General features: G+C 36.6%; 10 protein-coding genes and 1 rRNA gene (1 of these 11 cut by a window edge). 7 read left to right on the plus strand and 4 right to left on the minus strand.

The genetic code is table 11. The features are described from left to right. The first annotated feature begins 66 nt into the window (after positions 1–66). A complete protein-coding gene (gene treC, locus IGJ00_RS02360) occupies positions 67–1,698 on the plus strand; it encodes an alpha,alpha-phosphotrehalase (protein ID WP_195513450.1) in 1,632 nt (543 codons plus the stop codon). A 166-nt stretch (positions 1,699–1,864) separates the two neighbouring features. Here the strand turns inward: treC and IGJ00_RS02365 are convergent, their stop codons facing one another. After that, the gene (locus IGJ00_RS02365) at positions 1,865–3,046 is read right to left on the minus strand and encodes an AI-2E family transporter (protein WP_195513452.1); all 1,182 of its coding nucleotides are present in this window, start codon (positions 3,044–3,046) and stop codon (positions 1,865–1,867) included. A gap of 638 nt (positions 3,047–3,684) precedes the next feature. Between IGJ00_RS02365 and IGJ00_RS02370 the strand changes: the two genes are divergently transcribed. Next, a complete protein-coding gene (locus tag IGJ00_RS02370) occupies positions 3,685–5,289 on the plus strand; it encodes a zinc ABC transporter substrate-binding protein AdcA (protein WP_430604365.1) in 1,605 nt (534 codons plus the stop codon). 102 nt (positions 5,290–5,391) lie between these two features. Here the strand turns inward: IGJ00_RS02370 and IGJ00_RS02375 are convergent, their stop codons facing one another. The 3 genes from IGJ00_RS02375 to IGJ00_RS02385 form a co-directional block, all read right to left on the minus strand. After that, a complete protein-coding gene (locus IGJ00_RS02375; protein WP_010736348.1) occupies positions 5,392–6,120 on the minus strand; it encodes a LytR/AlgR family response regulator transcription factor in 729 nt (242 codons plus the stop codon). Positions 6,121–6,124: 4 nt separating this feature from the next. After that, complete coding sequence (locus tag IGJ00_RS02380; protein WP_438844063.1) at positions 6,125–7,408, minus strand: GHKL domain-containing protein; 1,284 nt, start codon at positions 7,406–7,408, stop codon at positions 6,125–6,127. Positions 7,409–7,548: 140 nt separating this feature from the next. Then, a complete protein-coding gene (locus IGJ00_RS02385) occupies positions 7,549–8,151 on the minus strand; it encodes an accessory gene regulator B family protein (RefSeq protein ID WP_010736345.1) in 603 nt (200 codons plus the stop codon). A 574-nt stretch (positions 8,152–8,725) separates the two neighbouring features. Here IGJ00_RS02385 and IGJ00_RS02390 point away from each other — a divergent pair. The 5 genes from IGJ00_RS02390 to IGJ00_RS02410 form a co-directional block, all read left to right on the plus strand. Continuing rightward, on the plus strand, positions 8,726–8,941 hold the full coding sequence (locus tag IGJ00_RS02390; protein ID WP_010736344.1) for a hypothetical protein: 216 nt from the start codon (positions 8,726–8,728) through the stop codon (positions 8,939–8,941). 303 nt (positions 8,942–9,244) lie between these two features. Further along, entirely contained in the window at positions 9,245–11,449 is a 2,205-nt protein-coding gene (locus IGJ00_RS02395) for an ATP-dependent helicase (RefSeq protein ID WP_438844064.1), read from the plus strand. Between the two features lie 248 nt (positions 11,450–11,697). Further along, positions 11,698–12,105: a transcriptional regulator Spx gene (gene spx / locus IGJ00_RS02400; protein WP_019724106.1), complete on the plus strand. Its 408-nt coding sequence runs from the start codon at positions 11,698–11,700 to the stop codon at positions 12,103–12,105. A gap of 17 nt (positions 12,106–12,122) precedes the next feature. Next, complete coding sequence (locus tag IGJ00_RS02405; protein WP_074800335.1) at positions 12,123–12,479, plus strand: ArsC/Spx/MgsR family protein; 357 nt, start codon at positions 12,123–12,125, stop codon at positions 12,477–12,479. An 844-nt stretch (positions 12,480–13,323) separates the two neighbouring features. Next, positions 13,324–14,461 (plus strand): 16S ribosomal RNA (locus IGJ00_RS02410) (it continues 423 nt past the right edge of the window).

The following is a 14,461-nucleotide window of genomic DNA, read 5'->3' on the forward strand; positions in this document are numbered from 1 at the left end:
TTTCATATATAATTGGATTATCAACTTGTATATATAAGTTAAAAAATCAGCTGGAGGTACAGGCTTATGGCGTTTACAGAAAAAGTGATTTATCAGATTTATCCCAAGTCATATCGTGACACGAATGGTGATGGGATTGGTGATTTACCAGGAGTCAAAGAAAAATTGCCTTATTTAAATGAATTGGGCATTGATATGATTTGGTTGAACCCCTTTTACCCAAGCCCGCAAAAAGACAATGGGTATGATATCTCTGATTATCAAGCAATCGATCCATTATTCGGTACGATGGCTGATTTTGAAGAGCTAGTCGCTGAAGCAAAAAAATATCAGATCGACATCATGCTAGATATGGTATTGAACCATGTCTCTATTGAACATGAATGGTTCCAAAAAGCATTAGCTGGAGACAAGTATTATCAAGATTTCTTTATTTTAAGAGATGAACCAACAGATTGGGTATCAAAATTCGGTGGGAACGCTTGGGCGCCATTCGGCGAAACAGGGAAGTACTATTTACACTTGTATGATAAAACGCAAGCCGATTTGAATTGGCGTAATGAAGCAGTCCAACAAGAATTATTCAAAGTTGTTCGTTTTTGGATGGATAAAGGGGTCAAAGGGTTCCGTTTTGATGTAATCAACGTGATCGGAAAAGACGAGGAACTAAAAAACAACTCGGAAAATGAAGGGAAAGCCGAGTACACAGATAAACCAATTACTCATACGTATTTACAACGCTTAAATAAAGAAACGTTTGGCCAAGACCCTGAAATCATAACGGTAGGGGAAATGAGTTCAACGACTATCGAAAACTGTCTTTTATATACGTCACCTGAACGAAATGAATTGTCAATGGTATTTAATTTCCACCATTTGAAAGTCGATTATGAGAATGGCAATAAATGGACCACACCACCATTTGATTTCGAAGAATTAAAGCGTTTGTTCCATACTTGGGGAGAAGAAATGAGCGCAGGAAATGGGTGGAACGCGCTGTTTCTGAATAACCATGATCAGCCACGTGCCTTAAATCGCTTTGTCGATGTTGAACAGTACCGCAAACAAGGAGCAGAGATGTTGGCCACGATGATCCATTTAAATCGAGGCACTCCGTATATCTATATGGGAGAAGAAATCGGGATGATCGATCCTGACTTCGATTCGATTTCTGACTATCGGGACATTGAAAGCTTAAATGCATATAAACTTTTACAAGAACAAGGATTCACGCCAGAAGAAGCCTTTCGACGAATTAAAGCAAAGTCACGAGATAACTCACGCACACCGATGCAGTGGACAGATGAACCACAAGCTGGCTTCACGTCAGGGACACCTTGGTTACCTTTAGCATCGAAGCATGAAACAATCAATGTAGCAAATGAGCAAAAGCAAGAACAGTCGATTTTTGCCTATTACCAAAGACTGATCCAACTAAGAAAAACATATCCAGTGATTGCTAATGGTGATTACAAAGCCTTTGTACCTGAGCATCCACAAGTCTATGGCTATCTTAGACAAACCGATGATCAAAAATTATTAGTTCTGACCAATTTTTACGCGAAAGAAACGTCGGTGGAATTACCGGAAGAATTTGTAGGCGCGGAAGTATTGATCAGTAACTACCCAACGACAGTTGAAAAAGAAATGAAGTTACAGCCTTATCAAGCAGTCGCACTATTAGTCCAAGAAAAGTAGAGACTGTGACAAACGAATAGTTTTAAAAATAAGCAGCAAAAGCATGAATAGCTTTTGCTGCTTATTTATGGAGGAGTTGCATCTCTCTGAAATGTTGCTCTTTGAATACCGTATAGTTTTTTTAAGGATAGGAGTGGACGAATGTCTTACTCCTATCCTTTTTTAGTTACTTAAAGTAATCCTTCTCTGAAAAATCAGCTTTTTGATAAACCCCTTGATCCCCATAAAACTTGTTATAACGCTGTTTGAATTTTCTAAAGAGAAAAACAACGAGTAGTTTGATCAGCGTATAGATCGGGATACCAAAAATGACACCCATGATTCCTAGAAGATCTCCCATGACTAATAAGACAATCAAAATCGTGATGGGGTGGATCTGTAACCGATCACCCATCACACGAGGGACCACAAGATCTCCGTGAAGCAACTGGACAACGAACCAGACGATCACAAATTTTACAGCCATGAACGTCGAATCTTGAAAAGCAATGAACAGTCCAGGAAAGAAAGCGATGAATGGACCAATATAAGGAATAATACATAATAAACCAGCAGCGATAGCCAGAATACTTGCAAATTCTAAGCCAATCAATAAGAAAGTTACCCAGTAAACGGCACCTAGAATGAAAGAAGCGATAATTTGTCCTTTTAAGAAAGCACCTAATTGTTGGTTCGCAATTTTAGTCAATGTCCGAAAATCTGTACGAAATTTTGGTGGAACGATACCTAAGACCGATTGATAAAAATTGTGCGGATCTTTTAAAAGGAAAAAGGCAATGATTGGACCAGTAAATAAAGTGATAAAGGTCGTTGTGACCGCTGAGAATAGATTTCCTAGACTTTCAGCACCGCTCTCCCAATAGTTACCGATAAATGAAGTAAAGTTATCGGTGAAATCATCAATCGATGCAAAGAATTGATTGAACGAATCAGAAAATGGTGTCTGTGCTAAAAAGTCCTTCAACGTTTGTTGAAAATCTTGGAATAGGTCAGGCAGTTGTTGAATCAAAGTGGTTGCTTGTTGTTCTAAAAATGGAAATAGCCAGACACCTCCTAAGCCAATCAGCAATAAAATAATGACAAATACTAAAATGACTGACAGATTACGTGAGAGTTTCTTGCTGAGACGTTTGATCAAAGGTTCTAATAAATAATATAAGACCAAAGCAAAAAGGACTGGTGGTAAAGTCGTGATGAAAATGACAACCAGTGGTTTGAATATAAAAGCAATCTTTTGGAAAAAGTAAATGACCAACGCGATCATCACAAGTAATCCTAGAACGTAATACGAAGTTTTCCCTCCTAAAAAACGAATCAGTCGGGAAGATTCTTTCGGTTTTTTTTCCACGATAGTTCTCCTTTCTCTTGAAATAAGTAGTTGGATTTTTGGGTTATGCCGTTCTCATTGATCAGCTACTGAAACCGAATGAATACTTTTTCAATAGCTAGCCAGACCATGAAAAATATAAAGAGCTATTTTCTCAAGTTCTGCCTTACTACTTGGAGCTGAACATCTTTCTCACAACCTGATAAACGGTGTTCAAGAAGCTGACCTTCAACATTAAGCTAAAAAATCAAAAAATATGGAAAGCTATTTTCTGATTTTCCATCTTACTACTCAGGTCAGAGCGCTTCTTTCACAACCTATGATAAACGGTGTTCAAGAAGCAACACTTCAATAATAAGCCAAGAAAATCCAAAATGAAAAAGCCATTTTTGATTTTCCTGTCTTATTACTCAGTGCTGACCGCTTCTTTCACAGCCTTGTCCTACTCCAAGTTATTATAATCTGAAACGGGTATAAAAAGAAAATGATACAGTTGAAAAATCAATCGAATTTCGATAATAAAATAAATTTAGTAATAATGCTTGACGGTTGGTTTGATTCTATGCTAAATTAATTCCTGTTGCTAAAACGTAACTATTACGATTTGCATTCATTAATCGTAATCAAATAGAGAAAGAAGATGAGAAGGAGCGAATAAAATGAAACGTTGGATCAAGGTGGTAGGAGGATTACTGTTGACAGGAATCCTTGCAAGTTGTGGCACAGGAGATACTGCAACAAATACAAATGCACAAAATGATGAAAGCTTGAATGTAATGACGACATTTTATCCAATGTACGAATTTACGAAGCAAGTAGTTGGTGAAGAGGGAAATGTTGAATTATTGATTCCAGCTGGAACAGATTCACATGACTATGAACCTTCAGCAAGAGATATGGCAAAAATCCAAAATGCTGATGTTTTTGTTTATAATGATGAAAATATGGAAACTTGGGTTCCAGCAATTGAACATACTTTAAAAGAGGGCGATGTACTTCCAATCAAAGCAACCGAAGGAATGTTGTTATTGCCTGGGGATGGTCATTGCCATCACCACGATCATGACGATGAAGATCACGATCATGAAGACCATGATCACGATGATCATGCGGATGACCACGACCATGATCACGATCACGGAGACCACGGTCATTCTCATGAATTAGATCCACACGTTTGGTTAGCTCCTAATCTAGCGATGAAGCAAGTAGAAACGATTCGTGACCAATTGATTGAGGCATATCCTGAAAAAGAAGAAGCATTCACTGAAAATGCTGCCTCTTATTTAGAAGAATTAGAAGCGCTACACAACACTTTTAAAGAAACATTAGGTCAAGCAAAACAAAAATCATTTGTGACCCAACACGCTGCGTTCAATTATTTAGCTCTAGAATACGGTCTTAATCAAGTACCAATTGCCGGTCTTTCTTCAAGCGAAGAACCATCTGCTGCAAGAATTGCCGAGTTAAAAGAATTTGTGGAAGACCATGGGATTGAATATATCTATTTTGAAGAAAATGCCAAAGATAGTATTGCTCGTACGTTAGCCACTGAAGCTGGGGTATCACTAGCAGTATTGAATCCTTTAGAAGGATTGACAAAAGAACAAATGGATAACGGCGAAACGTACATTTCAATCATGGAAGCAAACTTAAAAGCGCTCCAGAAAACTACGGATACTGAAAATCCATTAGAAGATACATTGAAGCCTGAGAAAGAAAAAACAGTTTACAATGGTTATTTTGAAGATGCAGAGGTCCAAGACCGCCCGTTATCAGATTGGAACGGTGTTTGGCAAACTGTCGATACGTATATGTCAGATGGAACATTCGATCAAGTATTTGAATATAAAGCCAAAACAAACCCCGATATGACAGCTGAAGAGTATCGTGAATACTATGAAATAGGCTACAAAACAGATGTCGAAAAAATTGAGATCAAAGATGATACGATGATCTTTACTTTCAAGGATGGCGAAGTTAAAGAATCGAAATACCGTTATGCTGGTAAAGAAATCTTGAACTATTCAGCAGGTAATCGCGGTGTCCGTTTCTTGTTTGAAGCAGAAGATCCTGATTCTGGTGCATTCAAGTATGTACAATTCAGTGACCACTCGATTGCGCCTACCAAATCAGACCATTTCCATATCTATTTAGGAAATGAAAGCCAAGAAGCTTTACTAGAAGAAATGGACAATTGGCCAACTTTCTATCCTGAAGAAATGACTGGAAAAGAAATCGCGCAAGAAATGATCGCGCATTAAACGATACTAAAAAACGAAGAATGAATGGAAAAGAGGATTTTACGACTTTTTCATTCATTCTTCGTTTCTTTATTAAAAAGAATTTATTTATTTTATTGTCTTTCAAGAAATCAACTTCTTTAGCCCACGAATCGAAACAGGGATCACTTCCCCGTTAGATAGAGTCACTTCTCGTGTTTTCTTATTGATTGTTTGGACGTTTTGGGTATTGATGACATAAGATTTGTGACAGCGGATAAAGTGTTGACTTTTCTTTTCGATATCTTTTATCTTCTCGTAAAACTGCATTTGGGCATGTGTCAAATGGACCTCCAGTTTATGAGGAGTACCTTGAGCAGTAGAAAAGTATTGGATATCTCGAATAGGTAAAAATTTGATTTCATCATTGAATTCAATTCTAAAAATATCCTTTTGTAATGGCGCAGTTTGGAAATCTTCGAATATTTTACTTAAGATACGTTCAACATTTTCTTTAAGATCAAAAATATCTTCTTTGATGATATAATCAGTCGGCTCAATGTTGCTTTTCAAAATCGTCATGGAAAGATCGGTGTGTGAAGTCACATAAATGATTTTTCCAAGCGAATCCAAGTCACGTACTCGTTTTCCAATGGCAATGCCATCTAATTCACTGTCTTTCAGTTCGATATCCAAAAAATAAATACCAAAAGAAGACGTACGTATCCTTGCTGCATTGAGGAGTTCAATAGGATCAGAAGTGGCAATATGGACATAACTATCCAAATTTTCAATCATGATCCGATTCTTGATTACTGTAGAGATGACTTCCAGTTGTTTCGGATCGTCTTCACAAATGTAAATGGGAATCATAAAATTACTCCTTTAATTGTATATGGATTGTTTGTGAAAATCGCTGATTCTCAATCGATGTTTCAAGAAAAAGATAAGGATTCGTTTTTGTTAACTCATCAAGAATAAATAAACCTAATCCTTCATTTTTGGGATTTGTTTTCGTCGAGAAGCCTTTTTGTTTTAACTTACTCAATGGAAACGTATTCGTAGTAGTGTTGATGACACGGATCATCAACGACTGTTTTTTCTTGATGATCAGTACTTCGATTTTTTTCTTTTTGGTTACTGTTGCACCTTCGATTGCATTATCAAGAATAATACCAAGCATTCTTACCAAATTGATCGTATATTTTTTACCAATGACGATTTCGTCTGGAACGGTCAATTGGACAGAGATACCTTTTTCTTGTGCCATCATTAATTTTAAAGAGAATAGACTTCTTATTTCAGGTACCTTCATTTTGTCTAGTAAGCTAAGATTTGCTGGGAAGAGATTCATCATTTCACGTGTAGGTAAAATCGTTTGGTTGTAATATTTTTGTAAGCCTTCAAGATCGCCTTCAGAAATATAGCTATTCAAAGAAAACAACAGATTTTGATAATCGTGTTTAAACTCTCTAAGTTCTTGATAGTTTTTTTCTAGATCTCTAATGTAATCTTGCTGTAATTGGATGCGTTGTTCCAATAATTGATCTTCCATCTTTTTATTTGATATTTTCCAATAGTAAATCAAGATAATTAGGCCGACACACAGATAAAGGATAAAAAAGCTCGTATTTAATGCTAGTACTTTTGGCGTTTCACCAGAAAAGCGTGTATAAAAAATAATGATATAGTAGGTAAGTAGAACCAAGGAACCAATTGTACCAATCATTCGACGGTCAACGCTAGCGGACCAATTATCTAAAAACTTTTTGAATCCATACGCAAATAATAAAGATAAAATCGCTGATACAGTTATATGGAAATATTGTAATGCATCTCCAGGTTCAATGACAGCAGATTCCAATACTAAAAAATCCGCGACGCTCGTCAAATGATCGCCTAAGATGGAAGCTAATAATCCCAATGGTAATGCGTAGATCATATGTTGGCGTGAGGATGAAAAGAAAAAGAAAAGTAGACTCAACATGGCAATTGCGACAAGTGCAGAAAAAATACCTAAAATCGGGTAAAGTATTCCCAACAGGGCTGCTGCCAAGAGACTAAACGTAGAAAATAGGTATTTATTTTTAATTTGGGAATTGATGATTAAGATAGAACTTGTGTAAATCAGATATTGCAAGGCTATGGACCACAAAAACATAAAGCACAGCTCCCATTGCGTTTTCCCAAATTATAGCATATTTATAATATTATTTTTTTAATTTTTCAGGTATTTTAAATTCTGAGCTCATACCGAAGCAGCAGCCAGATACAAAGAAATCAGAAAGGTTAGTTAATTGTTTAACGATTGTTTTTTTCATAAAAAATTCCTCCAATATTCATCATGTAATTTGTAACTGGAAGCAACGTAGCTATTTCTAAAATAATCCCAAGTAGTAAATAGGTAGAAAAGTAAGAAGCAGAGAAAAATAATGTGAGTACTGCAAATAAAAGATACATGAAAATTGCTTTTTTTAGTAGGGGTGGGCGTTTCTCTGGTGCAATCGGGTTAAGGGCTGTGCCTCTTGATCCATAGCGAAGCAAAAGGAAAAAACAAACAATTAACAAAAGGACCATCATAGGGAAAGAGAAAGTCAATTGATAATGTTTCATTACTAAGGGAACCCCCCACAAATAAAGCAAAGTCCAAAGTAAGCAAACAAATTCAGAATCGGAATGGAGACCGTAAGCATATCTGCGAATACAGATATATGAAAGGAAAGTCATTCCTGTTTCCGCCCACGTGCCTGTCAATAAAGAAAATACAAAAACGACAGCAAGTTTTCCAAGATTGTTCAGTAAAACTTCCAAAGCAAACTTGACTTGGATGTAAGTCATATCTTCTTCATCTTGTTTTCCGTTGAATAATATTGCCAATATTCGATTTACCACTTTATTTTTCATCTCTATACGTACCTCCGAATACTATAATAAGCGAAAAGACACAAAAAAAGTTTTTCGATTCATAAAAGGACGTTTTGACATCAAAATCGTTAACTAAGTGAATTTTGTAACATATTTGTTATATAAGAGTGAAAACTTTTTCTTATGTAAAAAATAAAAGACATGTTTATCTCTAAATAATTAAAAAATTCCTGTAAAACTATCAAATCATCTTTAAATTTTCAACTAAACATACGATTATGCCAAAAAAGAGTGAGATTAATTAACAGTTTTGATGCCAAAAGAACTTTTTATGATATTTCTGTGTTATGTTTAAAAATTTATGTTAAAAATTAGTAGAGGTTGCGAAGATGAATGTAAGTGACACGTTCTTATATTTTTGTTTTACCAACTTCTTAATAGAAGGCAGCAACTCCCTTCCCCTTTTGTTGTTGCCTTCTGATATCAACAACAAGGTAGTTTCTATGTTAACATGCAAGCCTTTAAGAAGGTGGGTTTGTCAATAAAGGTAACAGATTCGAAATTTTTATCAAAAGAAGTTGTGCTGTATGTACAACATAATGGAGGAAATAGCATGGAAAATGAAAATCTATTTGAAGTCGGTAAAACGTACGCATTTGTATCAGATTTATTTTGTTCTCCAATTGAAGCAGAAATTGAAAAAATCTATGAGAATAGTTTGATGGTTCGTGTTCTCAATTGCGCAGATGAAGACAATGAAACTGCACACAATTTACACTGGCAATTAGTCGTTCGTAAGTCAAGTGCAGTGAAAGAGTACAGCTACTAATAGTAACTGTTCATGAATGAAAAATAGTATTTTGATAAATAGCCAGTCAAATCTTGAATGATGGAAAATCATTTTTGGATTTGACTGGCTATTTTTACTTTGAAAGGTAAAGGAAAAGTGGATTTTGCTTTTTTGGGGTTCTCATGTAGTTTTAGGAACTCATCAAATACATCAGTTGATAGTAGAGTTTCTTTTGTTTCTTCCTAAGACCACGATCGTAAAAGGGTGAAGCCCCATTTTATTTTTTGTAAAGGTCTGGTAGTATAAAGAAAATAAATGGAGTAGAAAATAAATAAAAGAAAGATGGGGAAGATGATCAATCAAGAAAATGAGAAAGAAATTCTTCGATTGCAAAGAGAAATCAGCCATTGGGAAAGAAAATATAAAAAGCTCCAACAAATTTTTCGAATGCAAGAAGAAATAATTGCTAGTTATGAAGCTGCATATGGGGAAGCACCAGGGTTGGTAGAAGAACAACATGAGGAAGAACAGCCAAATGAATCATTTTTTGAACATATTGAGAAGCGTTCTTATAATCGATTCAATAATGAACAAAAAGCAGCAATCACTTATGATATGAGCAAACACTTACGGATCATTGCAGGTGCAGGAAGTGGAAAAACACAAACGATATGTGCGAAAGCTGTATATCTGATGAATGAAGAACAAGTAGAAGAGCAAAGGATCTTAATGATTACCTTTACTCGAAATGCTGCCAATGAATTGAAAAAACGGGTGGATAATTTTAGTCAAAGAAAAACGAATGTGACGATCGGAACTTTTCATAGTATTTTTTATCGTCTGTACAGTGATATCAAACGGCAGTTTCCGGATCTTTCTGCCGAAGGGATTCAAGGTGAGTTTTCTAAAGACACACCATATAAAGTAAATATTTTGCTGCAGAAACTAATAAAAAAATATCAATTGTATTCTTTCGATCAGTATGGGGAGAAAACGATTGCTAACCGATTGGATTATTGGCAAAATATGAATCTCTCCCAACAGGAGATCATCCAATTGATCAAAAAGAGATTTGATTCCATTGAAAAAGACCCACGTCAACCTATCTCTGAGCGTATGGATCAATTAATGACTGAACTATATGAAGAAAAACAAAAGCAACGACTTTTTGAATTCAATGATGTTCTACAAAATTTGAAAAATGTCCTCTCTCATGTAGATGTCAGAAGATATGTAGGTCAAAAATACGATTACTTGTTTATCGACGAGTTTCAAGACACGAATCCTTTGCAATGGGCAATCGTTCAGTTGATTGCGAAAGACTCGCCAATCAAGTTGATCATCGTTGGGGATGATGATCAAAGTATCTATGGCTTTAGAGGATCAGAACCTGATTATCTCAAACAGTTTGAAAAAGAATATCCAACAAAAACACTCTTTCTATTGACCAATTATCGTTCGCGAGCGTCGATCGTTCAAGGAGCTAATCGATTGATCACGTACAATAAAGAGGATCGCATACCTAAAGCGATGGTACCAGCACAAAAGGAACCAGGCGTATTACAGGCATTATCATTTAAAACGGTACAAGAGGAAAGTGACTGGTTGATTCAGCAAGTATATGCTTTTATAGAAGACAAAGGAAAATACAAAGAATCTATTATTTTATATCGCTCATTATCACAAACACAAGCATTGGTGCAACGTTTGATCCAAACAGATATTCCGTTTGTACTAGAAGCAGATACCCAATATGCGGGGATCTATGGAATTAAGCTTTTTTATCAATTTTATCAAAAATTTATCGGTTGGTATGATGCGGCAACACCGATAAAAGTGCAAGCACACCAACAGTTGTTACGACAGTTGATGATTAATTGTTATCTGAAAACAAATGAATGTGACCAATTTTTCTCTAATAAAAACAGTGACCAAGATATTGTCGCTTATATTTTAAAATGGCGGCCTAATTTAGAAGCTAGAGAAAAAGAACTAAAGACATTTGTAAGCGCGCTAGAAACATTTGATCAACCAACGAAGCGGTCATGTGTTTCACTGATTGAGGCCTATTGTCGGTTGCCAAGACCGAATAAAGAAATCGAGCAAGGTGACAAAGAATGGTTGCTGGAGACTGTCAGACAATATCCAACGATCCCACAATTGAAAAAATTGTATCTTGAGGTCCAAGGAATTGCAGCTGAACTAAAAACAAGGTTGATTGCTTATCGTAAGGGGAAACTAGATGCATTATGTATCCAGAGTATTCACAAAAGTAAAGGGTTAAGTTATCGTAACGTCTTTTTAATCGGTTGTAATGAAGGGATGATTCCTTACAATGGGGCGGTAGCAAAAGATAAAAGATTGAAAAGTGAGTTGAAAATCGAACCATTAACGACGATTGAGGAAGAGAGACGTCTTTTTTATGTCGCAATGACTAGGGCAAGGAATCGTCTTTATTTATGTGTACCTGAGTTTAAAGGGAAAAGAAAATTAAAACCTTCACGTTTTATTAAAGAAACAGGTTGTAAAGTTAAAAAAATCAAATAAATGACGAAAAGCAAAGCGAGTAAAAATACACTCGATTTGCTTTTTTATTCAAATAAATAAATAACTTTTATTATTTATGCCATTTTTAAATAACCTTTGTTTATAAAAAGAATATAACCTTTAATTGACTGTTTAAATAACAATATTATGAACAAAAACAAAATTTATTTATTTTAAGGATAGCGTATGACTGGCATTATTTTGATATTACGTTTAGAATGGGATTACAATTAAAAAGGAGTGAGAAAATGATAAAACTATACACTTCGCCTAGCTGTACATCTTGCAGAAAGGCCAAAGCATGGTTACAAACGAATCACCTTGATTTTGAAGAAAAGAATATCTTTGCAGAACCCCTATCAGAAAATGAGATACGACAAATATTGGCTGCAACCGAAGGCGGAGTCGAAGATATTATTTCTACTCGTTCAAAAGTTTATGAGAAATTAGGAATCGATTTTAATGATTTATCATTAAAAGAAATGATCCGCTTGTTCAAAGAATACCCATCTTTACTTAGACGTCCGATTCTACTTGATGAAAAAAGAGTATTGATTGGGTTCAATGAAGATGAAATACGAGCATTTATTCCTAGAGAAATACGAGGTGTCGCAAGAAACTTGATTTATATGAAACATAGTGTCTTGTATTCGTAAGAATAGGAGGAGACGTTGTGAATATCAAAATCTATAGTTCAACGAATTGCACAATAACGGTTAAAGCAATCCAATGGTTAGAGAAAAAGAACTTGTCTTATCAATTTGTTGATCTAGAAAGTAGAGCTTTAAGTAATAAAGAAGTCAAAGAGTTATGTAGTTTTGAAAATGCAGATATTGAACAATTATTTACTACATGGTCATTTGAATTCAAAAAAATTAAAGCTGGGCTTCCAAAAAATCAGGAAGATCAACTTCTATTTTTGTGCAAAACGCAACGTCATCTTTTAAGACGTCCTTTGATCATCATCGATGATGCGCTGTTTGTTGGCTACGATCAACGATTGATGGAGCAATTGATTTTACATGAATAGACTGTATCCAATTGTGTTACATACTGAAAAAGGCAATTGGGATCATCGGTTTTTCCTTAGTAACAAGCCAAAGAATCAAAATCTCACTTACCTGTACTCTGGTTTTTTGGCTTATTACCAAAGGCGCGATGCATATTTTTCGTAAAGAAACTAGTGAAAACTAGCAAAAAGTGTAAGAGGCAAATCGTATATTCCAAAATAAAACATTTCAACTTTTTCGTATTTCTACTATAGAGAGGATCAGAATTGAAAGTATACCAGATAGATTTATAAGAAATAGTGATTGACAACTAAATAGAATAAATGGTATATTTTTTTTTGTTGTTTTTTGTTTATTACTGATTTTAAGAGTGTAAATAAAACTTTAAATAATGCTTGACGAATAGAAAAACACATGTTAATATAACTAGTGTTGTTTGAGAAGTTCATCAAGGAATGCTGACTCTACGAAAGAAGAGGCAAAAAAAGTTGTTGACAAATAACAAACAATCAGTTATTATAAGTGAGTTGCTAAAACGACCTCGTGAAAAACGAGTTCGAAAAACTTTTAAAAAATAGTTGACAATCATTTGAGAGTTTGCTAAGATATAAAAGTTGCTACGGCAATCACAAACGATAAGTTGAGACAGTTGTGTTTCATTTATCACGTAGACCTTTGAAAACTGAACAAAGTAAGACAAACCAAATGTGTAGGGCGTCTTGATTCAATTCAAGACAACAAACATTTTTAACAAGCAAGCAATATGCTAGCAAACAATTGAGCTTAACAAATGAACTATTATGATGTTCGAAAGTAAATTTCGAACTACAGTTCCACATCAGCTTTCGCTGTGAGGAACTAGCATATTATGAGAGTTTGATCCTGGCTCAGGACGAACGCTGGCGGCGTGCCTAATACATGCAAGTCGAACGCTTCTTTTCCCACCGGAGCTTGCTCCACCGGGAAAAGAGGAGTGGCGAACGGGTGAGTAACACGTGGGTAACCTGCCCATCAGAAGGGGATAACACTTGGAAACAGGTGCTAATACCGTATAACAATCGAAACCGCATGGTTTCGTTTTGAAAGGCGCTTTACGGTGCCGCTGATGGATGGACCCGCGGTGCATTAGCTAGTTGGTGAGGTAACGGCTCACCAAGGCCACGATGCATAGCCGACCTGAGAGGGTGATCGGCCACATTGGGACTGAGACACGGCCCAAACTCCTACGGGAGGCAGCAGTAGGGAATCTTCGGCAATGGACGAAAGTCTGACCGAGCAACGCCGCGTGAGTGAAGAAGGTTTTCGGATCGTAAAACTCTGTTGTTAGAGAAGAACAAGGGTGAGAGTAACTGTTCACCCCTTGACGGTATCTAACCAGAAAGCCACGGCTAACTACGTGCCAGCAGCCGCGGTAATACGTAGGTGGCAAGCGTTGTCCGGATTTATTGGGCGTAAAGCGAGCGCAGGCGGTTTCTTAAGTCTGATGTGAAAGCCCCCGGCTCAACCGGGGAGGGTCATTGGAAACTGGGAGACTTGAGTGCAGAAGAGGAGAGTGGAATTCCATGTGTAGCGGTGAAATGCGTAGATATATGGAGGAACACCAGTGGCGAAGGCGGCTCTCTGGTCTGTAACTGACGCTGAGGCTCGAAAGCGTGGGGAGCAAACAGGATTAGATACCCTGGTAGTCCACGCCGTAAACGATGAGTGCTAAGTGTTGGAGGGTTTCCGCCCTTCAGTGCTGCAGCTAACGCATTAAGCACTCCGCCTGGGGAGTACGACCGCAAGGTTGAAACTCAAAGGAATTGACGGGGGCCCGCACAAGCGGTGGAGCATGTGGTTTAATTCGAAGCAACGCGAAGAACCTTACCAGGTCTTGACATCCTTTGACCACTCTAGAGATAGAGCTTCCCCTTCGGGGGCAAAGTGACAGGTGGTGCATGGTTGTCGTCAGCTCGTGTCGTGAGATGTTGGGTTAAGTCCCGCAACGAGCGCAACCCTTATT

Source organism: Enterococcus sp. AZ062 (assembly GCF_051715065.1).
GTDB lineage: Bacteria > Bacillota > Bacilli > Lactobacillales > Enterococcaceae > Enterococcus_B > Enterococcus_B mundtii.

Excerpts from the sequence above, each read along its gene's own strand:
- treC (WP_195513450.1), top strand. The coding sequence starts at position 67 with ATGGCGTTTACAGAAAAAGTGATTTATCAGATTTATCCCAAGTCATAT.
- IGJ00_RS02370 (WP_430604365.1), top strand. The coding sequence starts at position 3,685 with ATGAAACGTTGGATCAAGGTGGTAGGAGGATTACTGTTGACAGGAATC.
- IGJ00_RS02375 (WP_010736348.1), bottom strand. The coding sequence starts at position 6,120 with ATGATTCCCATTTACATTTGTGAAGACGATCCGAAACAACTGGAAGTC.
- IGJ00_RS02380 (WP_438844063.1), bottom strand. The coding sequence starts at position 7,408 with ATGTTTTTGTGGTCCATAGCCTTGCAATATCTGATTTACACAAGTTCT.
- IGJ00_RS02385 (WP_010736345.1), bottom strand. The coding sequence starts at position 8,151 with ATGAAAAATAAAGTGGTAAATCGAATATTGGCAATATTATTCAACGGA.
- IGJ00_RS02390 (WP_010736344.1), top strand. The coding sequence starts at position 8,726 with ATGGAAAATGAAAATCTATTTGAAGTCGGTAAAACGTACGCATTTGTA.
- IGJ00_RS02395 (WP_438844064.1), top strand. The coding sequence starts at position 9,245 with ATGGGGAAGATGATCAATCAAGAAAATGAGAAAGAAATTCTTCGATTG.
- spx (WP_019724106.1), top strand. The coding sequence starts at position 11,698 with ATGATAAAACTATACACTTCGCCTAGCTGTACATCTTGCAGAAAGGCC.